The 21,601-nt window shown below is 54.0% G+C and carries 19 protein-coding genes and 1 tRNA gene; 10 read left to right on the top strand and 10 right to left on the bottom strand.

Annotation, left to right across the window (positions count from 1 at the left end):
- Positions 1 to 33: 33 nt before the first annotated feature.
- Entirely contained in the window at positions 34 to 1,089 is a 1,056-nt protein-coding gene (psbD, locus tag R6H26_RS26290) for a photosystem II D2 protein (photosystem q(a) protein) (RefSeq protein ID WP_404786501.1), read from the bottom strand.
- A 510-nt stretch (positions 1,090 to 1,599) separates the two neighbouring features.
- On the opposite strand from psbD, the gene R6H26_RS26285 reads away from it, so the two are divergent.
- The 3 genes from R6H26_RS26285 (at position 1,600) to R6H26_RS26275 (ending at position 2,719) form a co-directional block, all read left to right on the top strand.
- Entirely contained in the window at positions 1,600 to 1,851 is a 252-nt protein-coding gene (locus tag R6H26_RS26285; protein WP_404786835.1) for an AbrB/MazE/SpoVT family DNA-binding domain-containing protein, read from the top strand.
- On the top strand, positions 1,841 to 2,269 hold the full coding sequence (locus tag R6H26_RS26280; protein ID WP_404786833.1) for a PIN domain-containing protein: 429 nt from the start codon (positions 1,841 to 1,843) through the stop codon (positions 2,267 to 2,269). Before R6H26_RS26285 ends, R6H26_RS26280 begins: the two co-directional genes overlap by 11 nt.
- A 252-nt stretch (positions 2,270 to 2,521) precedes the next feature.
- Positions 2,522 to 2,719, top strand: coding sequence for an HAD family hydrolase (locus R6H26_RS26275; RefSeq protein ID WP_404786831.1), 198 nt, complete (start codon positions 2,522 to 2,524; stop codon positions 2,717 to 2,719).
- 387 nt (positions 2,720 to 3,106) lie between these two features.
- Here R6H26_RS26275 and R6H26_RS26270 read toward each other — a convergent pair whose 3' ends face one another.
- Positions 3,107 to 4,342 carry a glycosyltransferase gene (locus R6H26_RS26270; RefSeq protein ID WP_404786830.1) on the bottom strand — a complete coding sequence of 412 codons (1,236 nt, stop codon included), beginning with the start codon at positions 4,340 to 4,342 and terminating at the stop codon, positions 3,107 to 3,109.
- Between the two features lie 120 nt (positions 4,343 to 4,462).
- On the opposite strand from R6H26_RS26270, the gene R6H26_RS26265 reads away from it, so the two are divergent.
- Both R6H26_RS26265 and R6H26_RS26260 read left to right on the top strand, forming a co-directional pair.
- A tRNA-Gln gene (locus R6H26_RS26265) sits at positions 4,463 to 4,534 on the top strand.
- A 27-nt stretch (positions 4,535 to 4,561) separates the two neighbouring features.
- The gene (locus R6H26_RS26260; protein ID WP_404786828.1) at positions 4,562 to 5,347 is read left to right on the top strand and encodes an HAD family hydrolase; all 786 of its coding nucleotides are present in this window, start codon (positions 4,562 to 4,564) and stop codon (positions 5,345 to 5,347) included.
- Between the two features lie 100 nt (positions 5,348 to 5,447).
- Here R6H26_RS26260 and hmpF read toward each other — a convergent pair whose 3' ends face one another.
- From hmpF to bchD, 3 genes are all read right to left on the bottom strand, one after another.
- On the bottom strand, positions 5,448 to 7,163 hold the full coding sequence (hmpF, locus tag R6H26_RS26255) for a pilus motility taxis protein HmpF (protein ID WP_404786826.1): 1,716 nt from the start codon (positions 7,161 to 7,163) through the stop codon (positions 5,448 to 5,450).
- A gap of 219 nt (positions 7,164 to 7,382) precedes the next feature.
- Positions 7,383 to 7,646: a hypothetical protein gene (locus tag R6H26_RS26250; RefSeq protein ID WP_404786824.1), complete on the bottom strand. Its 264-nt coding sequence runs from the start codon at positions 7,644 to 7,646 to the stop codon at positions 7,383 to 7,385.
- A gap of 100 nt (positions 7,647 to 7,746) precedes the next feature.
- The gene (gene bchD, locus R6H26_RS26245; RefSeq protein ID WP_404786822.1) at positions 7,747 to 9,789 is read right to left on the bottom strand and encodes a magnesium chelatase ATPase subunit D; all 2,043 of its coding nucleotides are present in this window, start codon (positions 9,787 to 9,789) and stop codon (positions 7,747 to 7,749) included.
- Positions 9,790 to 9,990: 201 nt separating this feature from the next.
- Between bchD and R6H26_RS26240 the strand changes: the two genes are divergently transcribed.
- Positions 9,991 to 10,977, top strand: coding sequence for a diguanylate cyclase domain-containing protein (locus tag R6H26_RS26240; protein WP_404786820.1), 987 nt, complete (start codon positions 9,991 to 9,993; stop codon positions 10,975 to 10,977).
- A 12-nt stretch (positions 10,978 to 10,989) separates the two neighbouring features.
- Here R6H26_RS26240 and R6H26_RS26235 read toward each other — a convergent pair whose 3' ends face one another.
- Positions 10,990 to 12,594: a B12-binding domain-containing radical SAM protein gene (locus tag R6H26_RS26235; RefSeq protein WP_404786819.1), complete on the bottom strand. Its 1,605-nt coding sequence runs from the start codon at positions 12,592 to 12,594 to the stop codon at positions 10,990 to 10,992.
- Positions 12,595 to 12,896: 302 nt separating this feature from the next.
- Here R6H26_RS26235 and R6H26_RS26230 point away from each other — a divergent pair, with 302 nt between their 5' ends.
- Both R6H26_RS26230 and R6H26_RS26225 read left to right on the top strand, forming a co-directional pair.
- The gene (locus R6H26_RS26230; RefSeq protein ID WP_404786817.1) at positions 12,897 to 15,275 is read left to right on the top strand and encodes a protein phosphatase 2C domain-containing protein; all 2,379 of its coding nucleotides are present in this window, start codon (positions 12,897 to 12,899) and stop codon (positions 15,273 to 15,275) included.
- Positions 15,272 to 16,324, top strand: a complete 1,053-nt coding sequence (locus R6H26_RS26225) for an SIS domain-containing protein (protein WP_404786815.1) — start codon at positions 15,272 to 15,274, stop codon at positions 16,322 to 16,324. Before R6H26_RS26230 ends, R6H26_RS26225 begins: the two co-directional genes overlap by 4 nt.
- Here R6H26_RS26225 and R6H26_RS26220 read toward each other — a convergent pair.
- The 3 genes from R6H26_RS26220 to R6H26_RS26210 all read right to left on the bottom strand — a co-directional run bounded on the left by R6H26_RS26220 (position 16,308) and on the right by R6H26_RS26210 (position 18,389).
- Complete coding sequence (locus tag R6H26_RS26220; protein ID WP_404786813.1) at positions 16,308 to 16,892, bottom strand: CpcT/CpeT family chromophore lyase; 585 nt, start codon at positions 16,890 to 16,892, stop codon at positions 16,308 to 16,310. The two genes, R6H26_RS26225 and R6H26_RS26220, sit on opposite strands and share 17 nt — an antisense overlap.
- Positions 16,893 to 16,895: 3 nt before the next feature.
- Positions 16,896 to 17,342, bottom strand: coding sequence for a DUF3531 family protein (locus R6H26_RS26215; protein WP_404786811.1), 447 nt, complete (start codon positions 17,340 to 17,342; stop codon positions 16,896 to 16,898).
- 150 nt (positions 17,343 to 17,492) lie between these two features.
- Positions 17,493 to 18,389 carry an RNA polymerase sigma factor RpoD/SigA gene (locus R6H26_RS26210; RefSeq protein ID WP_404786810.1) on the bottom strand — a complete coding sequence of 299 codons (897 nt, stop codon included), beginning with the start codon at positions 18,387 to 18,389 and terminating at the stop codon, positions 17,493 to 17,495.
- Between the two features lie 471 nt (positions 18,390 to 18,860).
- Between R6H26_RS26210 and R6H26_RS26205 the strand changes: the two genes are divergently transcribed.
- Both R6H26_RS26205 and rsmG read left to right on the top strand, forming a co-directional pair.
- Positions 18,861 to 19,571: an ABC transporter ATP-binding protein gene (locus R6H26_RS26205; RefSeq protein ID WP_404786808.1), complete on the top strand. Its 711-nt coding sequence runs from the start codon at positions 18,861 to 18,863 to the stop codon at positions 19,569 to 19,571.
- Positions 19,572 to 19,601: 30 nt separating this feature from the next.
- Positions 19,602 to 20,330 carry a 16S rRNA (guanine(527)-N(7))-methyltransferase RsmG gene (rsmG, locus tag R6H26_RS26200; protein ID WP_404791456.1) on the top strand — a complete coding sequence of 243 codons (729 nt, stop codon included), beginning with the start codon at positions 19,602 to 19,604 and terminating at the stop codon, positions 20,328 to 20,330.
- A gap of 65 nt (positions 20,331 to 20,395) precedes the next feature.
- Here the strand turns inward: rsmG and R6H26_RS26195 are convergent, their stop codons facing one another.
- Entirely contained in the window at positions 20,396 to 21,493 is a 1,098-nt protein-coding gene (locus R6H26_RS26195) for a response regulator (RefSeq protein WP_404786807.1), read from the bottom strand.
- Positions 21,494 to 21,601 lie beyond the last annotated feature (108 nt).

The following is a 21,601-nucleotide window of genomic DNA, read 5'->3' as shown; positions in this document are numbered from 1 at the left end:
GAGCTAACAAGTTAGCTACGTGAGGTTAGACCCTTAGAGAGCATTACCGCGAGGGAGTACTTCTTCAGGGAATACAAAATGTTCGTGGGGTTGGTCTTGAGGAGCCATCCAAGCTCTCAGACCTTCGTTGAGGAGAATGTTCTTGGTGTAGAACGTCTCAAATTCAGGGTCCTCCGCTGCCCGGATTTCCTGGCTGATGAAGTCATAGGAGCGCAGGTTCAGCGCAATCCCAATAATCCCAATCGATGCCATCCACAATCCCGTCACTGGCACGAACAGCATGAAGAAGTGCAGCCAGCGCTTGTTCGAAAACGCAATCCCGAAAATCTGAGACCAAAACCGATTGGCCGTCACCATCGAGTACGTCTCTTCCGACTGCGTCGGGGTGAACGCCGCAAAGGTGTTGGAATCTTCCCCATCTTCAAACAGCGTGTTCTCCACCGTCGCGCCGTGAATCGCGCACAGCAGCGCTCCACCGAGCACCCCTGCCACGCCCATCATGTGGAACGGATTGAGGGTGAAGTTATGGAACCCTTGAATAAACAAAATGAATCGGAAAATACCGGCCACCCCAAAGCTGGGGGCAAAGAACCAGCTCGATTGACCGAGCGGGTACATCAAAAACACCGAGACGAACACGGCAATCGGTGCAGAAAAGGCAATCGCGTTGTAAGGACGAATCCCCACCAAGCGCGCGATCTCAAACTGGCGCAGCATGAAGCCGATCAGGGCAAAGGCGCCGTGAAAGGCGACAAACGGCCACAACCCACCGAGCTGGAACCAGCGGGTCAGGTTACCTTGAGCTTCAGGACCCCACAGCAGCAGGAGGGAGTGACCCATGGTGTCTGCGGGAGTAGAAACGGCAACAGTAATGAAGTTGGCTCCTTCGAGGTAGGAGCTGGCCAATCCGTGGGTGTACCACGAGGTGACGAAGGTGGTGCCGGTGAGCCAGCCGCCCAAGGCCATGAAGGCGCAGGGGAACAGCAGTAGCCCGGACCAGCCCACGAAGACGAAGCGATCGCGCTTGAGCCAGTCGTCGATGACGTCGAAGACGCCTCTCTCTGGCACGCGCCCCATTGCTATGGTCATGGATGGACTCTCCAATAAAAAGACTTTACAAAATAAATGGTTTAAGAGCGGAAATTCGACTAGAACTCAAACGCCCCGGTCGAACCGCAGAAAAATCGCAATCAAAACAAATGTTTACGATTCTTTATGATTTGCTTCATAAATTATAGAAACAATCTCTGAGTTTTTCACCTGAGTATAAATGCTTACTCAGAGAGCCTTTCAACCCTTTTGAGTCACAAATTTTGGCCAGAAGACCGCTATGGCAGCGTTAGAGAGGCGTCAAGCGCTGAGGCCGAGCGATGGTTCTGAGCAAACCTTTACATTTAATTTACATTTGAGGCATTTGTGGGATCGTGCGTCAAAAGATTTGTGCCCAGACCAGTTTTAGCAAATGCCATCCTTCTGGGGAAACTGCTGGTAAAAGCTTTGAGATTTCAGTTATTGAAATCAGTCGTTGCGATTGCGATCAGACTAAAATGAAAGCGTCAGGCAAAATAAGTTTTGCTAGTCAACTTTAGGACTTATTCTATGAATGTTAGTAAAGTTGGACGACGAGGGCAAATTGCGATCCCTCGCCTCATTCGTCAGGAGTTGAACCTACAAGAAGGAGATCGCCTTGCTTTTGTGCGCCGGGGCGACGAAGTAGTTCTGCAACCCCTGAGAAAAAACCTGTCGGATTTTCGGGGCAGCGTTCCGGTGTCTGAACCCCAAGACTTTGACGCCATTCGCCAGGAGGTTCTAGACCGTCGGGCCTACCGGAGCGCACCGGATGGCGATTGAGCGTGCCTTTATCGATACCAACCTCTTCCTGCGGTATCTGACTAACGATATTCCTGAAAAAGCGGATCGGGTTGAAGATCTGCTGCAACGCGCCGCTCTCGGAGAAGTCGTTTTGGTCACGACCTCCCTTGTGATTGCAGAAATTGTCTGGACGCTGACTTCGTTTTATGGGCTGTCCCGCGAGCAAATCCGCGATCGCGTGTTGGCGATTCTGAATACGCCGGGGCTAGAGATTGCCGAAGCCGACTTGTTAATCGATGCGGCAACGAACTATGCGGCGAAGAATGTAGATTTTATCGATGCCTATAATCTGGCCTGGATGGTTCAGCAACAGCTCAGCACAGCCTATACCTTCGATCGCAGACACTTCTCTCGATTTGAGAACATCGTGGTGAAAACGCCAGGAGAAGAAGCCTAAACGAATATATCGTCCTACTGAACGAGCGATTATTTCAGAAACGGACAGACCCAAGATCCCTCTGTTCTTGGGTCTGAGGACTAGGTTATAGACTCAGCTATCGCTGCTGGGTAGTTGATGGGGTGGGGTTGATCTGGATATTCAACTTACCACCCTGCCACTATCCTCTGGCTGCATATCCGTCACTGATGGGGATGAGAAGCGCTGTCACTGTGCCCCAGATATATTGTTAGAGTTCATGCTGAAATTCTTATGAAGCTTTTAGTTTTAGATCTAGATGAGACTCTTATTTATGGAACGCAAGACTCGTTAGACCGCAATCCTGATTTTGAAGTTGGCCCCTACTCCGTGTATAAACGGCCTGAGCTTGAAAATTTTCTGTCAAAGGTCAAGACGCGTTTTCATCTGGCAGTTTGGACTTCATCCACAAGGCTCTACGCTGAGTCATAGCCAAACATTACGGCAATTTAGTACGAGTAAAGCCATTCTTTGGGGACATTTCAGACACAGAACTATCCCAACTGGGCAATTACCTCTTGACACTTGCGGATGAACCCAATGTTAGAGCGGTCGAGAAACGATTCTGGAGGAAACGGCTATCAAGTGAGACCTAACAATTCGTTCAGGCTGACCCCGGAGCGGTCAAATGTGGCCCAACTAGAGGCCAAAATCACGGCCTTGGCGGGGCAACTTAACCTCGGAATCGAATCTTCAGAGCGAGGGAATTGTATGACAGTGAAACCGCGATTCAGGAATTGCGGGAAAAAATCAGCAGCGAATGAGTCAGTCAGGATTGAAGTTCTTTTGACAGCCCCAGCATTAAGCATAAGTCGGACGCTAGACCTGCCAACCCATATCCGCAAGGGTCTGTCGGAGTCGCTGGGCTTCGGCGGGGTTATCGATCGAGTGCAGAGCGATCGCCTGCTGAAACGCGGCCAGACTTTCGAGTACTTGCCCCTGCTTGAAGTAAACGACGCCCAGATTTTGATGGGCCTCAGCAGAATTGGGCTGGAGGGCGATCGCCTTTTGATAGGCCGCGATCGCCGCGCTGAAGTTGCCTTGAGCTTTGTAAATCAAGCCGAGATTGTAGTGGGCGATCGCGCATTCGGGCTGAATCTTTAACGCACGGGTCAGCAGCGCTTCGGCCTCAGTCCAAGCGTGGCGATCGCTGTAAAGGGCAGCCAGGTTAATATAAGCGGCCAGTTTCAGGACATCGGGGAATTTTGCAGCCAATGCCTGCTCGTAATGCTGTTGGGCAAGGTCGAGCTGATGGTTTGCGGCGCAGGCAAGCCCCAAGTGGTAATGCAACTCGTAGGCAATGGCAGGGGCCTCGGGCTGAAGGGCTAAACCTTGCTGAAGGAGCGCCAACCCTTCGGGATTGCGTCCTTGAGAAACGTAAAGCGCGCCCAGTTTGCTACAGATGTAGGCATCTTGAGGGTGGGCTTGCAGGTAGCGGCTCATGATGCGCTCGGCGCGCTCTGACTTGCGGTGCTGGGCGATCGCTTCAGGACTGTAGCCATCGTGGGCGATCGCCGGCGTGGGCAGAGAAACAACCGTCCAATGGGACTCGCGGGCCATGAGCGCGGCGACGCTTTCGTCGATGGTTTCGTGGTAGGGCCGCTGAAACTGAAGCTGGGGGTGGCGGCGAAACAGGCGGCAAATTAAAGAATAAGGATTTTGCTGCGCGCCGATCTCTTGGCGCAGCAGCGTCACGGCAAGGCAATCGGGAGAGCAAATCGCCCGCTGAAGTTCTAAGAAACAACCTGGAATGAAGGTTTCATCGGCATCGAGCACCAGAATCCAGTCTCCTTTGGCGCGCCGCAGCGATTCGTTGCGGGCCTCTGCAAAATCGTCATTCCAGGCATGTTGGTAGACCGTTGCGCCAAACTGCCGCGCGATCTCCACCGTGCGGTCCGTCGACCCCGTATCGACCACGATCGTCTCGTCCACAATGTTTTGGACGCTTTGCAAGCAACGCGGCAGCAAGGTTTCTTCGTCTTTGACGATCGCGCAAAGGCTGATTTTTTGGGAAAAAACGGGACCGTACATTTCCGAGGTAGGTTGAGCGACCATTGCGAAAGAAGGTGAAGTTGTCTTTTACTTTAGCCCGAAGCCCTCAGCACTCTGGTCAAATCCTCGAAAAAACTTGACAGCATGCGGGAAACTGTTGCTACAATTATCAAGCGAATGCATTGGGGCGTCGCCAAGTGGTAAGGCAGCTGGTTTTGGTCCAGCCATTCAGAGGTTCGAATCCTTTCGCCCCAGTTTTAACGTAAATGAGCGATAAAAAAATTGAAGCCAGATGCATTAGCCTTAGATTTCGATGGCGTAATTTGCAACGGGCTGCGAGAGTATTTTCAGACCTCGCTCAGAGCTTACCGTCAAATATGGCCCCACACCGCTGAAGATTGTCCGCCAACCTGGGAAGCAACCTTTGGAAGGCTGCGGCCTGTCGTGGAAACCGGGTGGGAAATGCCTTTGGTCCTGAGGGCGCTAGACCGAGGTTGGGCCGAAGCAGACATTCTGCTCGATTGGCCCGCAATTCGATCGCAGTTATTGCTTCAAGAAGACCTAGATTGGCGCGAAATCGGGTACCAGGTCGATAGCCTGCGCGATCGCTGGATCGAGTCAGACCTAGAAAGCTGGTTGGCGCTCCACTGCTTTTATCCTGGCGTCGTGGCTCAGCTCGATCGTTGGATTTCCGCAAAGCTGCCCATCTTTATCATCACAACCAAGGAAAGTCGATTTGTAAAGGCGCTGCTGTTCCAGGCGGGCATCGCGTTACCGTCCGACGCCCTGTACGGAAAAGATTGCAAACAATCCAAAGCCGAAACGCTCCGACAGCTGAAAGCTCGAGGCTTTGGCAACCTTTGGTTTGTTGAAGATCGGCTGGCCACCCTGACCGCCATCCAAACCCAACCCGACCTCGCATCCGTCACGCTATTTCTAGCGGACTGGGGCTACAACACGAAGGCCGAGCGGCAAAGGGCAACCTCTACTGAGGCCCTGCACCCGATCGCCCTCTCCCAATTTGAATCTTCCTTCGAGCGCTGGCTGAATGCCTCGGAAAGTAGCTGAGGATTGCGAATTTAGAGCAAGTTGAGACGAGGACCTAACGCGGGAGGCTAATGAATACGCGATCCCAAGCGCAGGCCCGTGGCGTCCGCACGCGGGAGCTCTAGTTCGTTTTATTCGCCTGACCTAAGGTCAAAATCCTTTGCTTGAGTTCTTGCACGACCTGCTGCTGCTGAGAGGCGGTCTCGACCAGAGGAGAACTGAGGTTGCTCAGGGATTCGTTCCAGCGATGCAGGTGATCTTGGATAGGCTGAAGGGTCTGTTGCAAAGTATCGACGCAACCGTTGAGTTGCCCTAGCTCGGTGCGGCGCTGGTTGAGGACCTTGGATTGGTTTTCTAGGTCGGAACGCGTTTGAACCAAAATTTCGCTAGACTCAGCCGCTTGAGTCTGAGATTGTTGAACGGCATTTTGAAGAACGGTTAATTCCTCTTCCAACGCTTGAATTGCCGATTGCAGAGATGCCCGCTGCGCGCTGACCTTTGCTAGGAGAGGTTCGACCTGCGGCCCAAGGCCAGAATCGTCCTTAGAAATCACGCCTTTGCGCTGATTCAAAATATTTTGATGCAGCCTCAAAATTGAATTCCGGTCTCGAAGCGTCTGGCGTTGACCTTGAAGGGTTTCTTCTAAAAATTGATAGTTTTGCTGCTCCTCTTCTAAGTCAACAGCTATATTCATGCGATCGTATTCGCTCGCGAGAGCCATCTTAGCCTTCAAATCTTCAACGGTTTGGTTCTGAAGCGCCAGTTCCTCCTCTTGGTCCGAGACAAAGCGAGAGAGCTTTCCTAATTCTTGCCGGAGTTTCTCGACCGTCGCTTCCAAAGCTTCGAGCGGTTGATTGCGGAGGGCATCAACATCGACGTTTGAGTCGCCTGAAACGCCATCCTTGAGATATTGCAAGCTTTTTTCAAGGTCGGTTTGAACCTGGAGCTGTTGGCTCAACAAACGATGGTGCGCCTGCTTTATATCTAAGGTTTCTTGCCCAATTCGAGCCTGAATCTGGAGATGATGCAGCATGTCTCGATCTTCATGCCATTTTTTCCAAGCCTGCTCCAGCGCGTGGGTTTGCTGGTCCAGATCCGGCTGAGCGCGCTCCAGCTCTTGACGGCCTTGGTCCATTCGATCCCAGAATTGCTGGAGGATCTCCTGGTGGGCGCCGCTGACCCCTTGGAGCGCCTGAAGAGGCTGATTCAAGGTTTCTCCGCTCAAGAGGGAGACTTCGAGACGACCCATCAATTCTTCGAGGGCTTGAACCTGCTCGTCAGAGAGGGTAGTGGATTGTTGCTCTTGAGAGAGCTGCTGCTGAGCGTTCCTCAGCAACCCCCATGCTTCCTCTAGCTGCGCGCGATCGCGTTCGATGTCTCCCTTAAGCTCTAGAATTTGGCTGCGGGTCGCCTCAAATTCTTGACGCTGTTCTTCAATTTTGTGAGATTCCGACTCGAGCTGCTGCAGCTCTTCCGCCCGCGCCTCTATATCTACTTCGCGACGGGTTAGTTCTTGACTTTGATAAATGAGGGATTGCTTCCAGCCTTCGATCTCTTCTTCTTGAGTGCGGAACTTCTCGCGCATGCGCGAGAAATTTTTCAAAATTCCAACGAGATGGCGAGTGGCATCCTGAATTTTTTTGACTTGCTGGTTTGCATCTAGCTCGACCAATACAAGAACGCCAGAGTTGTATTCATTGGCAATCTCAGCAGGGATCGTTTCTTCCCCAGGCAGCATGGCCCAGTTTTGCTCAGACTGCTGGCGGGCAAGAAGTTTTAGCTCCGTCTTATTGCCCATGAATCCAGTCTTCTTGTGTACTTCCGCTAAATACAGCACACTTAATGTCCTCTTCTCTATATCTCTTAAAATGGGTTGCAAAGAGAGGTCAAAATTTAAGTCTTGCCTCAGAACTTAACTCGTAATTGAAGGATAAAAATAGATAGTGTAGCAGGCTTAGGATCGAATGAGGCCTCGCCTGGTAACGCAATATCTAGTTTTTAGCCTATCCATGCACGTAAGTGCGCCAAAGTCATCTTATCTTTCATCATTCTCTCTCTAACGTCGGTAGCAAATGTTTCCAGAAACCGTAGCGCCAGCACCCCCGCTGAGGAGACGCGAGGCAAAGACAGCGCAGCCAATGCGTGCCTGCCGAACTGAAGGCATGGAATAGTCTGCTTTAGGTTCGGCTGTCGGTCCGGCATTTTTCTCGATCTCCCGCAACCGCCCGGTCCAAAGTCTGGCAAGGTTTGGACCGATATGTAAGTCAACTCCATCCGCTATCTCGCGAACTGAAAAATCGACCTTCCCCCAGGGACTCATGACATTAGAGTACCCACATTCTACCCTCAGGCATCTTTTTTACCGTTTTGCCACCTGGATTTTACGAAATATTTTTTGAAGGCGCATAGGAGCCAGAAACTTAGAGCATCATACTGCTAATAGCGTCTTGGGTGACGGCGGCGATCGCCCGGTCGGTGGCTTTGGGCAAATGATAGTATCGCCCCCCAGCCTGGGCGGACAGCTCCTTGGCAAACCCGGTCGAGATGAATTTATTTTCCGTATCGATCGTCAATAGCTTGAGGTTCAGCCCCCGAATCCGAGCGGCAATCTCGAGGAGCTCTTTCTTGATATCTGGCTTTTCTCCTTCTGGTTGGGGTTCGCCCAGAGATTTGGAGAGCGGGACATTGCCGCGCCCGTCGGTGATGGCCACGATCATAACCTGACCGATTTCTCCCATGGACAGGGCGTTAAGTCCGACCCGGACAGCTTGGGTTAAGCCGTGGGCCAGCGGGGAACCGCCGCCGCAGGGGAGCGTATCCAGCCGCCGTCGGGCCGCTTCGATGGAACGGGTGGGCGGCAGCAACACCTCAGCGCGATCGCCCCGGAAGGGAATGAGGGCCACCTGATCGCGGTTTTGATAAGCCTGAGTGAGCAGGTGCAGCACGGCTCCCTTGGCCGACTGCATCCGATTGAGGGCCATGGAGCCAGAAGCATCCACGACAAATATCACGAGGGCACCGGCTTTGCGGGCCAAACGCTTGGTGCGAATGTCGGATTGCTCCACGATGACGCGGCGACCGGGGTTGCGCGCGCGACGGGTCTTTTGGTAGGGGGCGGCGGCTCGGAGCGTCGCATCCACGGCAACGCGCATCGGTTTACCCTTAGGCAACATCGGTTTAATGTAGCGGCCCCGGTCTTGGGAAAAGACGACCGTGCGATTCCCCGATTTACCTTGCCGATTCGACATCTGCGCGAAGTAGAGCACCGACGGGTCTAGAATGACGCCTTCGGTGTCAAAGACAAATTCTTCTGGAATGCTGGGAGGTTCGTCGGTTTCGGGCGGTTCCTCCGGTTCCGGTTCGTCGGGCGGTTCCTCGGCTTCGGGTTCTTCGTTGGAGCTGTCGGGCGGTGGGGGCGGCGGGGGCGGAGCGCTCTGCTCTTCAGGGGGCGGTACGACGGTGGCCCGCGGCACGATCGCCAACTCTACAGCACGGCGGAGGTCGTCGGCGTTGACGGCGCTGCGGCCTTCTAGGGCGGCATGGGCTTTGGCAACGCGGACTGCAAACAGTTCGGCGCGGTGTCCTTGGACCATCCCTCGGAGGGCTTCATTCACCAGGTACTCGATCTGAGCGGGCTGGATTTGGACATCCTTGAGCCATTCCCGCGCCAGAACGATCTGGGTTTTGAGGTCGTCCAGTTCGGCGTCGTATTGTTCTAGAAAAGCTTGGGGGGAAGTGGCATAGGCGATCGCTTGTTCCACGGCCTGCACGCGTTCGTCAATACCCAGCACCCCATCGGCAGACAGCACGATGGCGATTCGATCCAATAGGTGATCTCGGAGCGGTCCCTCCTCGGGGTTGAAGGTGGCAATAAACAGCGGACGGCAGGGATGCTGAAAACTAAGACCTTCGCGCTCGATTTGGTTGCGCCCCCCGGTCAGGGCGGACAAGAGCAGGTTGGAAATCTGGTCGTCGAGCAGATTGATTTCATCGATATAGAGCACCCCCCGATGGGCTGCGGCCAAGAGACCGGGCTGAAAAACCGTCTCGCCGCGCTGCACCGACTGGCTCACGTCTACCGACCCGATCAACCGATCTTCCGTAATCCCGAGGGGAACCTGAACGAAGGGTGCGGGAATCACGGCAGTCTCGGGAACGATGTCCGTTGCGGTTCCCGAGCGACGATCGGATGCGAAGGTCGCTAACAGATGGTCGTCCCATTCCGAGGGATCGGCAGGGTCGCAGTTGCAGAAGGAGCCTTTCACGACCTCGATCGGCGGCAGCAGCGCGTGCAAAGCCCTCGCCATGACGGACTTGGCGGTACCCCTGCGTCCGGCGATCGCCACTCCGCCCAACCCAGGATCGATGGCCGCCAGCAGCAGTGCCAGCTTGATTGCATCCTGTCCCACGACCGCCGTCAGCGGAAATGCAGTGATGGTTGGAGATGCAGCGGAAGAGATCATAGATAACGCATCCTGTGGGTCGCCCAGTCTTTTAGGATATCAAGTTCTGAAGCACTCAGGAGGCTTCTGAAGGAGAATAGAGAAGTGCGCTCGGACTCCTTTAGCTATCCCTTTAAAGATAGCTAGACAAGTCTAACTAACGGGTCTACGATTTAGAACCGGCAACCGAGCCTTTGTGTCGCTTCCGCCCAACCCTTTATCATGAACTCTGAGTCATTTCTCAGCAGTAGCCGATTCGATTTACTCAAGTCCCTCATCCTGATCGTGGATGACGATCGACTCGTGCGAATGCAGCTCCGGGTCTGGCTTGAAGCAGACGGGTACAGGGTCGTTGAGGCATCGGATAGCGCCTCCTGCTTAGCGGCCTACGAGCAATACCATCCCGACCTCGTTCTTTTGGACCTTGTTTTGCCGGATCGCAACGGGCTAGACTGTTGCGCTCAGATTTACGGCATGTCGGGCGGAAGTTATACGCCCATCGTGGTCCTAACGGAGTGTGAAGACGAACAATCTATCGAGCGCGCGTTTGCTTTAGGCGTTGCAGACTACGTCACCAAGCCCATACCTTGGCTCATCTTTCGCCATCGGCTGCGGCGGTTTTTAGAAGAATCTCAGAAAAATCGTCGTTTAGAAACAGAGAACCAACAGTTAACGCGCCTTGCTACCTTAGACGGACTCACGCGGATTCCCAACCGCCGCCGCTTCGACGAACATTTGGACGCGATGTGGCGGCAGATGGTGCGGGAGGAGGATTGGATTGCGATCGCGATTGGAGATGTGGATTTCTTTAAAGCCTACAACGACACCTACGGCCATCTTGCGGGCGATCGCTGTCTCCAACAAATAGCCGAAACCCTCCGCCAGTGCTGCTACCGACCGCTGGATTTGGTCGCCCGCTACGGTGGCGAAGAATTCAGCATCGTTTTGCCTCAGACGAATCTAGCAGGCGCTTTAAGCTTGGCAGAACGGCTGAGAGTCGCGATCGATACCCTCAAGATCCCTCACAGCGGTTCTGAGGTGGATGGCATTGTCACGATGAGTTTTGGCGTGGCAGCGGCCCGACCCGATGTCAACATGTGGGCCGACCTGCTTTTAGAGGCAACGGATGCAGCGCTCTATAAAGCTAAGTCCCTCGGTCGCCATCAGGCCTATGGCGTGAAATTACAAGGCACGCCCCAAGGGTCCTAGAGCCGCAAAGCTCTAAAACAGCGCGATCGCCTCGTCTCGATGCTTTTCCAGGGCGCTTTGCGGCAGCGGGCCGAGCAGGTGAGACCATGGCAGCACCGCATTTAGAGACCAGTCTCGATGGACGTAAAACTCAAGGGGCGGGAGCTGGCCCCGCATTTCTTTGAACGCTCTGCGGTAGCTGCCCAAGGAATCGCCATACTGGCGCGCCCGCTCTAGCAGCGGAGACAGGCGGCGATCGCCCCTAGAAATTAACGCCTGAATCACCGACCAACTATAGCTTTCGGGCCGAAAGTCAATGCCCTGCTGGCGCAGATGCTTCTGGAGCTTCTGGAGTCGCTTTTCGGCCAAGAGCTGTACTCCAAACCACTGGAAGGGCGTATGGGCCTTAGGGACAAACGTACTGCATCCGTAGGTCAGCCGCAATCCCGGTACAGCCCGCTTGAGGTCGGTCAGCAAATCGACCGTCGCGTCTAAATCTGTTTCCGTTTCGCCGGGCACCCCCGCCATACCGTAAAGCTTCAGGCTGCTGAGTCCCCCTGCCTTGGCGGCGGCGGCAGCGGTAAAAATCGAGTCGTTTTCCAGTTTCTTGTTGACGATTTGCCGCAACCGTTGCGAACCGCTTTCGATGGCAATGGTAATAGACCGGGTATCGTGGGTGGACAGGATGCGGGCCAATCGCTGGGTGACGGTGTTGGTGCGCACGGAGGCAATGCTCAGGCGGACGTCGTCGCAGTCGGGCCGCGCGAAATAATCCAGCAGGTCGTCAAATTCAGGGTGTTGCGTCACCGAAGCTCCCAGCAGGCCGATCCGTCGGGTGACTTGCAAACCCCGCTCGATGGCCGGAATCAGCGTCCTTTCCACGCTGGGCGTTCGAAAGGGCAGAGTCGAGTAACTGGCCAGACAAAAGCGGCAGAGCTCCGGGCAGCTCCGGACCACTTCCACCATGTAGATATTTTCCCAAGCAGCCTTCTCCGTCACGACGGTAGAGGTCGAAAGGGTATTGCCTCGATAGGTTTGCTTTTGGACTCGAGCGGGAACGGTCGAATCTAAGGCAGTAATTTGGGCGATCGCCCCCTCCGGCCCTTCGTAACGCACGTCGTAAAGGCTGGGAACGTAGACTCCTGGCACCTGCGCGAGGTGCCGATACTGCACTGCGCGCGGCTGGTGGCGCACCTGCTGGTAGGCATCGATAAAGCAATGCAGTAGGAGTTCTCCGTCTCCTAGCAAAACCACATCAAAAAAATCGGCAAACGGTTCGGGATTTGCAGACAGCACGGGGCCGCCCCCAAACACGAGCGGATGAGCGTCGGTCCGTTGGCTGGCGCGTACGGGAATGTCTAGCCGTTCCAATAAGTCTAGGATATGGGCGTAGTCTAGCTCCCAAGACACAGAAAACCCAACCAATTCTGGGGCAGACGGCAGGGCCTCGCCAGCATCGGTAAACAGTCGGCTCACTGACAAATCCTGGCGGCCAGACAGCAATGCCCAAACCACTTGGTACCCTAAGCTGGTAATACCCACGCTGTAGCAATTGGGAAACGCAAAGATGAGCGGTACCGCATCGGTAGTAACAGGCGTTGGCTCGAACAAAAGGCTTTCAGCGTTAAAAACAGACACGCGGTTGGGTTCGCTCGGCGGATATAGATATATATCTTCACTGTATAGCAACCCTGAGGCAGACGGCAGGGAACAATAAGCGAGGGCTAGTTTATAGGTAAACTAAAGTTTGATGCGCGTTGCCCAAAATATATTAGGAAATCCGCCAAAAAATTCCTAGGTTGACGCAGGATATATACTGTGGTGGGGTTTAAGCATTGGTGGCAGGAATCGAGTTCTACCCTGCTTAGCGATCCATCTCGCTCATGCCTGGGGCGTTTGCGATAAAGACCGTCGAATCAAAAAGCCCAAGCAACAAGCTCATGCAACAAGCTGCGCCATTTATTCACTGTCCTAACTTAAGGTGTCGCACTGCAAATCCAGAGGGAGTAGGTGTCTGTCCGAATTGCGGCACCAGTATTCCCCAACGCTATCTTTGGGTCGCAGGGTCGCACCCCGAGACTTATAAGACTGGAGATTCTCTGCTCGATCGGTTTCTGTTCAAAAGCCCGCAGGTCGTCGTCGATACTCAGCCCGGACTGCCGCTGGCCAGCGCTTTCGACATTACCGATAGCGTCGTACCTTACCTCAAACTGTTTCCGTTTCGGTTACATCTGCCTCAGCTTTACAGCCTCCTCAAGCTGGAGACGCCTGCAGGCGAGCTGACTTCATTGGCACTGCTAGAAGGCGCACCGCTGACCGCCGCCGATTTACGCGATCCCGATCGCCCCGTTCCCAGCCCGATCGAGCGCGTTGCTGTAGCAGAGGTTTTCACAGAAGCTTGGCGCAGCGCGCCCGCGCTCCGGCAGGTGAACTGGCTGTGGCAAATCGCCCAGCTCTGGGTGCCGCTTCAGCGCGAGGGGGTAGCCTGGAGTTCGATCGATCCCGATCTGTTGAGAGTGGAAGGCCCGCTGCTGAGGCTATTGTCCCTTAAGTTCGACGCCCGAACCGGCCCCTCCCTCGCCGCGCTAGGAGAATTTTGGGCGAAGTGGTGCCTTCCCTACGCGGGGCACTGGCGGACTAAGTTTTCGGAGTTATGCGATCGCCTGACTCAGGAAGAGATTACTTCGGCAGACGTCCTTTTAGAAGAGCTTGAAGTTTGGCTCGAAGCCGTGCGGGCTTCCTCCCAGGTCAATATTAGTTTTGCAACCCGCACCGACCCGGGTCCAAGCCGCGATCAAAACGAAGACGCTTGCTATCCCCAGGATGGCACGACCGTACAAAATGCTCGAGAAGCACTGGCGATCGTTTGCGATGGCGTAGGAGGCCATGCTGGCGGAGAGGTCGCATCTGGGATTGCCATTTCGGTTTTGACCGAGCATCTGCGGCAGGCCCCCCTCTCAAAACTCTCTCCCGATGGAATTATGTCGGAAGCTGAAATTGCAGTGGGAATGGCCAACACCTCGATCGTGCAGCAGAACGATCGCGAAAATCGCCACGACCGCGATCGCATGGGTACCACAATCGTGATGGCCGTAGCGGAAAACCACGATCTATATCTCACCAACTTAGGAGATAGCCGCGCCTACCTCATCACGCCCCAAGGCTGCTACCAAATCACGACCGACGACGATATCGCCACCCGCGAAGTGCGCTTGGGGTACCTTCCCTATCGAGATGCCGTGCGCCAGCCCGGTTCGGGATCGCTGATTCAGGCTTTGGGAATGGTTCCTTCTTCAATGCTGCGCCCGTCCGTACAGCGTTTCCTCATCGACTCGGACTGCCTGATCTTATTGTGTTCCGACGGCTTAAGCGATTTCGAGCGCATCGAAACCCTTTGGCAAAAGCAGCTCTTACCCCTTTTGATGGGAGAGACCGATCTTGCCGAAACGACGAAGACCCTGATTGCCACTGCTAATCGTCTGAACGGGCACGATAACGTGACGGTGGGGCTGCTGCACTATCGCGTCAGGGAAGTGTCCTCCTCCGAGCAACCGACCCTCGTCGAATCTTCTGGATCTTGGCAGTCTCCACCGCCCGCCGCGCGAAGCTCAACCGCTGCCAGCAATGCTCCTAAACGCTCGGTCAAGCCATCTGGACGGCGTTCTTTCTGGCTGCTCCTCGCCCTGCTCGCCCTCTTTGGCGGTGGCGGGATCGGTCTCGGCTTAATGCTCTGGCCCAAGCCCAGTTCCACCCCGTCAGACCCAACGGCCTCTGTCCCCGTTCCGCTCCCGTCTCTAGAGCCGGAATTGGTACCGGATAGCTATTGGGCGGTGCGTCTGCCTCAAAGCGAGATCCCTGCTGCTTCACCCGTTGCGATCCCCCGTTTAGACTTAAAAGCCGCTCCCAATCCCAATGCAGCTTCGCTGGGATCGCCCGCCCATCAAACGATCTTGAAGATTACGGCCAGCCAGCAAAACGCAGACCAAACGCGCTGGTTGCAGGTCAAAGTTTGCGGGCCATCTCCAGTGCCGCCCCTCTCCTCAAGTCAGACTTCCCCCGAGCAAACCGCCGCCGCGCCGCCCAGCCCTCTACTCAACCCAGCGATCGCAGACCGACCCGCGCCCTTTTTAAAGGCAGGGGTTACAGGCTACCTCCCGGCCAGTTCTTTTCAGCGGGCGACCGTGCCGCTAGATCTACAGCAACCCGATCGCGTCAATTTGGGAAGCTGCGCGACAGCCTCAGCGTCCCCATCCAGCCCGTCAAGTCTGACCCCAACAACCAAATTGCCAAGCCCAGCGATCGAACAGAAGACACCATGAGCTATCTTGCCAATATTCTAGAGCAGCCCCAGGTTCTGAGGTCTGTAACAGGGACTTACAAAGAATCTCCGGTATGGGAATGCCTCGATCGGGCTTGGACGGCGCGTCCGTCCTGCCGATTGGTGCTGACGGGGCTGGGGGCGTCTTTTAACGCCCTCTATCCGGCGCGCTATTACCTTCACCAACAAGGCATTGCAGCCCTGCACTTAGATACGGGAGAACTGATTCACTATTTGCCGGAGCTGCTCCAACAACCGCAGCCGTTGATGCTAGCGGTCGCGTCGCAGTCTGGGGAAAGTATCGAAATCCAAAAGCTATTGGAGCAAATCGATCGGCTCGACCCTGAGGTCAAACCTTGGGTGGTGAGCGTCACCAATACAGCCGACAATTCTCTCTCTCGACAGAGCGACCTGGCGCTTCACACCCAGGCCGGGACTGAAGTGGGCGTTGCCACTAAGACTTACACCAGTACCCTAGCGGTTTTGCACTGGCTGGCACGCGCCCTAACGCGATCGCTTCAGCCCCAAGACTACCTGGATGTTTTCCAGGCAGCACAGCAGTGCGAGGATTTATTGCAAAATTGGGAATCGCTACTGGAGCCTGCTTTTGATGCCGTGCGCCAAGCCACGAGCTTTGCATTAGTGGCGCGAGGTCCTTCGATCGCCTCGGCCTGCAATGGCGCGTTGGTGCTGCAAGAGGCGGCGCGCAAACCCGCAGCGGGTTTTGTGGGGAGCCAGTTCCGCCACGGTCCCATGGAAATGCTGTCGCCCCAATTGGCAACGCTGCTGTTTGCACTGCCGGGACGCACCCTGGCCTTAAGTCAGAGCATGGCAAGGGACATCTGCGATCGCGGGGGTTGTCTGGTCGCGGTCGGCGCTGACATCCCCGACCTCCATTGCGCCCGCATTCCGCTGCCCGTCATGGGCGAATGGATTAGCCCGATGGTGGATATTGTAGCGGTTCAGCTTTTGGTCGCAAAACTTGCCGAGGCGGCTGGAATCGTGCCGGGACAGTTTCGCTGGGCGGGCAAGGTCATTCAGCAGGAGTAATGACGGGGTAGGCCAATCGCTTTTGGTGGCGGTAGGGACCCATCAGGGCACCCCACAGGGACTGACCTGTCTCTGGATCGACACCTCGGTCGTAGCTTAAAAATTGCGTCTCGCTGGCCTCAAAGCCCAGCACCACCTGGCGCAGTTTGCTGTCGTAGGTAAAACAGCAGCGATCGCCTTCCCGCGGCGTTGCCTCAAACACATCTCCCACAACTTGGACGTCCAGCCAACATCCCGGCAGCAGATCTAAAGCGGGTTCGAGCGCATCCTCGAGCAAACCTGGGTTTGCCCCAGCCCCGCGAAACCGAGCGGGGTCTTTAAAGGCCCAATATTGGACCGCCAACCCTCCATTGGGTTGCGGCTCCAGCACCCAAACGCGTTGGCGGTAGGGACGTTCCAGGTCTAAAAAATTAGCCTGCTCTGCAAAAATAGCCCATTTACCCTGAATTCGATGCGGCAGGAGGCGATGCCAGAGTCTCAGAGGAACGTACCAAGTGGGTTCTTCTTTCGACTGAGCGGTATTGTCAAACTCTCCGGTCGCCCATTCAATAAGTTTTAGCTGGTTCATTCGTCAGTTTGTGTCTTCGTAAAAGGGCTTACTGTCGCTGCCTTCCACAGGCCAGTCCTCGTTTTCGCCACCAATAAACAGGCGCTCTAGGTGCACGAAATCTTTACTGAACTGCACTAGGGCGTTGAGCAGCACGTCAAGGGCGATCGCATCGCTCGTCCCCAAGTCGAACCAGCAGCGGCCCCAATACCCTTCGTACTCGAAGTTTCCCATGTTGTGCATGAGGGCCATGAGCGAATGAGAGTCTTCGCTATAGTCGAGGTAGTTTAGGTCTAATCCTGCATCCTGTACCTGCAAATTTTCAGCATTGAAAGCCCCTAGCTTACCCAAGTAAAACCAAGATTCGAATACCTGCTCGAGGTAAAGTTTTTCTTGCTCGGATGGAGTGGTTTCAAACTCGATCCAAATCCAAAGATCGAACGGATTAAATTCTCGAAATTCAACCTGCATATTGTCGATTTACCGCTGCGTGCTCTTGATGCGTACCCGTGGAGCGAAGCCTAGCTTAGCGATCGCGTTTGCACTGGAACAACTATCCTCGTCTTCACTGTACCAGTGGTTGGGGAACGCCAACCCTAAAATTCAAGGCGATCGCCCTTCTTACGCCGACCACTGGAATTCCTGCGCGACTTTTTGAGCGGACCGCATCGCCTTATTCTCAATCTGACGCACCCGCTCCCGGCTCAACCCCATCACCTTGCCCACCTCCGCCAAAGACCGACCCTCTCCCCGATCGATGCCGTAACGCAACTCCAACACGTGGGCTTCCCGGCGGTCGATGCCGTTGAGGATCGACGCCAGCCGCTCCCGCTCGCACAGCGCTTCGAGTCGGTCTTGAGGGGTTTCCAACTCGCTCGGTAGCAGTTCGACTAGGCTCGTCTCGCTATCCTTGGTCGAGACCAATACATCGTAGGAAATCGCATCCCTCAACGCGCCGAGCGTGTATTTCCATTGCTTTTCGTCTAGCTCCATCGCCTCTCGCAAGGTCTCAGCGCTGGGTCTTTTGCCCGTCGCCTGCATCATTTCGCGGGTGAGACTCTGCAGTTTGTGTATCCGATCTTTCATGTAGATGGGCAGCCGAATCATCCTGGATGCATTGCCAATGGCGAGGGTAATGCTCTGCTTGATCCAAGCGTATAGGTAGGTGGATGCCTTATATCCCCGCTCTGGGTCGAACAATTCGACGCCTCGACTCAAACCGATGGTCCCTTCTTGAATCAAGTCTTCAAACGGCAATCCCCGATTGCGATATCTTTGGGCGACGTTGACGACCAACCTCAAGTTACTTTGAATCATCAGGTCCTTTGCTCTTTTTCCCCGATTGACGATCGAGGGCCAATCTTCGGGGCGTTGGGATTCCGTCAATTCCAGTACCTTCACCATGGCCTGCACCTGACGGCTTAACTCGATCTCGCGATCGCTCGTCAGCAAAGGAAATCTTGCCGCATTGTGCATGATAAAAGAAACGATGTCGGCATTACCTGAGATCCTAGCCACGATCGCACCTCCTTAATCTATATATCTACATGAATGAATCCGGTCTTTTTTGTTTATTTTTCCCAGTTCGGAGAAAAATACGATCGCGTCTCGCATCCGTCGGCATTGAGTCATTCTCAATACTTAGAAGGCAGGCGCAAGGGAAGCCTCCGCTCGAGCAATACGCCCAACGGTAAGCGAAACAAAACTTCAGCACTGTTATTTATATAGAGAGGCAGCCTCGACCCAATGTTCCGAGTTCGTCTGCCGCAAACTCCATGTATAGATATAGCTATTTTTGAATTTTGAGTTGGAGACTGGCATCACCCGACAGGAGTGACATTAATAACAACTGCCTCAGCCTCTGCACCTTTTGCGCGAGCAGGTACGTAAATTATGATGGGCAAGCTTTAAAGTTAAGATTGTCGCGGGCGAAGGTAAAGTCGAACCCTTTCAGGATCCTGACGCGTTTCAGGATAGATAGTTTAAGCAATGCTGTATATCAAAAACTTGGTCTATCACCCCCCAGCAACGCCCGAGGCAATCCTCAAACAGGTCGATCTGGAATTGGGCGATCGAGAAATGGGTTTGATTGTTGGGCCAAGCGGATCCGGGAAAAGCACGCTGTTAGAGATTTTGTCGGGGCTGGCTGCACCGACCTCGGGGACGCTGCACTGGAGGCGGCAGGCATTAACCCCCACTGACCTCCAGCAATTGGCAGGACTGGTGTTCCAGTTCCCCGAGCGACACTTTTGCGGCGGCTCGGTCGTGGAGGAGCTGCGGCTCGGACACCCTGAGATCTCAACGGAACAAGTCTATCAGGCGTTAGAAGCGGTGGGTTTGGAACAGCTTTCGCTGCATACCTCTCCTCAGTCTTTAAGTGGCGGTCAACAGCGGCGATTGTCTTTGGCGGTACAGTTGATCCGTCAGCCCCACTTGTTATTATTAGACGAACCTACGGCAGGTTTAGACTGGTCGATGCGCCGTCAGTTGGTGCAGGTGCTCAAGCGGCTCAAGCAACACTGGAGTTTGCTGGCTGTGACCCACGAGCCTGCCGAGCTTTTGGAAGTAGCCGATCGCTGCTGGCTGATCCAAAATGGCACGGTTGAGGCCATTTCTCCTCAAGATCTCAAACAGCGCCTGAGCGTTAACGCATTGGATCCGTTCCACGATGCGGCCCCTTCCACCTCGCAACTGTTATGAGCTTTCCTGCCGCACATGTCTGAACGCTCTCTGACGCTGCCAAAGTTTCTAGACCTTTGGCAAAGCACTCTCAACTGGTCTCCCTCGGAGCAGCAGCAGGCTCAGTTTCAAGCGCTGCTCGATCGACTTTGCATTTTAAATGCTGGCGTCAATCTAACCCGCATTACAAGCCCCGAGGCTTTTTGGGAAAAGCACCTCTGGGACTCGCTCTGGGGCATTCAACTTTGGCTCGACGGACCACCCCAAACGCTTCGCGCGATCGATATAGGCACGGGAGGCGGGTTTCCAGGCATTCCGGCAGCGATCGCCCTACCCACTTGGCAAGTCACGCTTTTAGACTCGACCCGCAAAAAAATCGCTTGTTTGGAAACGCTCTGTCAGGCTTTATCCCTTTCCAGCGCTCATCCAGTCTGCGATCGCGCGGAAACGCTGGGCCATCGTAAAGGCGATCGCGCCGCCTATGACGTGGCCCTGATTCGCGCGGTCGGTCCGGTCTCCAGCTGCGCCGAATACGCGCTGCCATTTTTAAAGATTGGCGGAACGGCCATCCTCTATCGAGGCCAATGGACGTTAGAAGAAGAACGAGTTTTACAGCGCGCTTTACCCCAACTCGGCGGCGAGTTAGCCGAGTTGCGACGCGCGACCACTCCCTTAACCCGCGCGCAACGCCATGGTTTGTACCTGCACAAAGTGGAACCCACGCCTGCCACCTTTCCGAGAAAAGTCGGTTTACCGTCCCAGCATCCCTTAGGATTATAAACTTAACTTAAGGACGATATCGATAGGCTCAACATCCGTCCCTCCGTCGTAAGAGTGAGATTCAATTAGCGGTTTGATATTGGAAAGGAAACACAAACGGTTGTTTCTTGATTAGGAACGCTAACTAGCGTTAACACTCCGCCATACAGTTCGGTTAAACGCTTTGCAAGTGCTATTCCCAATCCCAAACTATCAGTTCGATGAAGCCTTTGTTCAAAGGGCATATCGACTTTAAGATTTTCAATTTCTTCAACCGTTAAGCCTTGACCTGTATTGGTGATCCATAAATTAAATTGGTCATGACTCACTGCTGTTTCAACATAGATGGGTGTATTTGAAAATGAAAACTTGAACGCATTATCAAGGAGTTCCTCTACAATTTTCGCAAGATTAGCTGCCAGGATGGGGACTTCTGATTCATTAAGCTGTAGAGATAAATCTTTTTCTCGTCCGTACGCTCTTGCTACAATCTTTGAAAGGTCTTCAATGAGCTGTTCTGTGCTATTGGTTCGATAATGCTTTAACCAATCAACTATTTCAAGATTCTTTGAAGTATTTTCTAAGAGCGCATAAAACAAAAAGTTTTGGAGCAATCGTTCTAAGCGAATACTGGAAGCATATGCTTCGTCAGTCATAGCCGTTACAGTAGGAAGATCGAGATTAGCATAATCTTGATTTAAGGTTTTCAGCACGTCTTGAATTTGGTTGATGGGTTGCAGGAGGGAAGTCGGCACTGATTCTGTAATACCCTTGAGTAGAAGATTGAGTTTTTCCTGAAACTGACTACCGATCGTAGCTCGCTTATCTAGTCGAGCAGAAATGGCCTCTAGCAACTCAGTCCGAGTAAATGGTTTGGTAAGATAGTCGTCTGCTCCAGATACCATGCCACGACGAACATCAGCCCTATCAGCTTTTGCCGTCAGAAAGATAAAGGGGATGATGGCAGTAGCAGAATTTTCACACAAACGCCTTCGAACTTCATAACCATCTAACCCAGGCATCATGATGTCGCAGAGAATCAACTCTGGCAATTGTTCGTCAGCTAATTTTAGACCAACTTCCCCATTTTCTGCTCCGATGATTTCAAAGTTTTCAAATCGAAGCATTTTCATAATGTTGCTTCGAACTGCAAGCTCGTCTTCAATCACTAAAATCCGGTCCATTAGGCTCTCTCCCAGGTCAATAATATAGACTACCTATATAGGTAAGACACATGAAACCGTCTCAGATTCCTACAACTATTGAAATCTCCGTGTAAGGAGGATGTCAGA

It is taken from the genome of Altericista sp. CCNU0014 (assembly GCF_044923475.1).
Taxonomy (GTDB): Bacteria; Cyanobacteriota; Cyanobacteriia; order Thermosynechococcales; family Thermosynechococcaceae; genus JAAURS01.
This window is presented reverse-complemented; position numbering and strand designations above follow the sequence as displayed.

Coding starts and splice junctions, on each gene's coding strand:
- R6H26_RS26230 (WP_404786817.1), top strand. CDS start 12,897: ATGCAACAAGCTGCGCCATTTATTCACTGTCCTAACTTAAGGTGTCGC.
- R6H26_RS26205 (WP_404786808.1), top strand. CDS start 18,861: ATGCTGTATATCAAAAACTTGGTCTATCACCCCCCAGCAACGCCCGAG.
- R6H26_RS26215 (WP_404786811.1), bottom strand. CDS start 17,342: ATGCAGGTTGAATTTCGAGAATTTAATCCGTTCGATCTTTGGATTTGG.
- psbD (WP_404786501.1), bottom strand. CDS start 1,089: ATGACCATAGCAATGGGGCGCGTGCCAGAGAGAGGCGTCTTCGACGTC.
- bchD (WP_404786822.1), bottom strand. CDS start 9,789: ATGATCTCTTCCGCTGCATCTCCAACCATCACTGCATTTCCGCTGACG.
- R6H26_RS26285 (WP_404786835.1), top strand. CDS start 1,600: ATGAATGTTAGTAAAGTTGGACGACGAGGGCAAATTGCGATCCCTCGC.
- R6H26_RS26280 (WP_404786833.1), top strand. CDS start 1,841: ATGGCGATTGAGCGTGCCTTTATCGATACCAACCTCTTCCTGCGGTAT.
- R6H26_RS26240 (WP_404786820.1), top strand. CDS start 9,991: ATGAACTCTGAGTCATTTCTCAGCAGTAGCCGATTCGATTTACTCAAG.
- R6H26_RS26195 (WP_404786807.1), bottom strand. CDS start 21,493: ATGGACCGGATTTTAGTGATTGAAGACGAGCTTGCAGTTCGAAGCAAC.
- R6H26_RS26220 (WP_404786813.1), bottom strand. CDS start 16,892: ATGAACCAGCTAAAACTTATTGAATGGGCGACCGGAGAGTTTGACAAT.
- R6H26_RS26250 (WP_404786824.1), bottom strand. CDS start 7,646: ATGAGTCCCTGGGGGAAGGTCGATTTTTCAGTTCGCGAGATAGCGGAT.
- R6H26_RS26225 (WP_404786815.1), top strand. CDS start 15,272: ATGAGCTATCTTGCCAATATTCTAGAGCAGCCCCAGGTTCTGAGGTCT.
- R6H26_RS26270 (WP_404786830.1), bottom strand. CDS start 4,342: ATGGTCGCTCAACCTACCTCGGAAATGTACGGTCCCGTTTTTTCCCAA.
- R6H26_RS26275 (WP_404786831.1), top strand. CDS start 2,522: ATGAAGCTTTTAGTTTTAGATCTAGATGAGACTCTTATTTATGGAACG.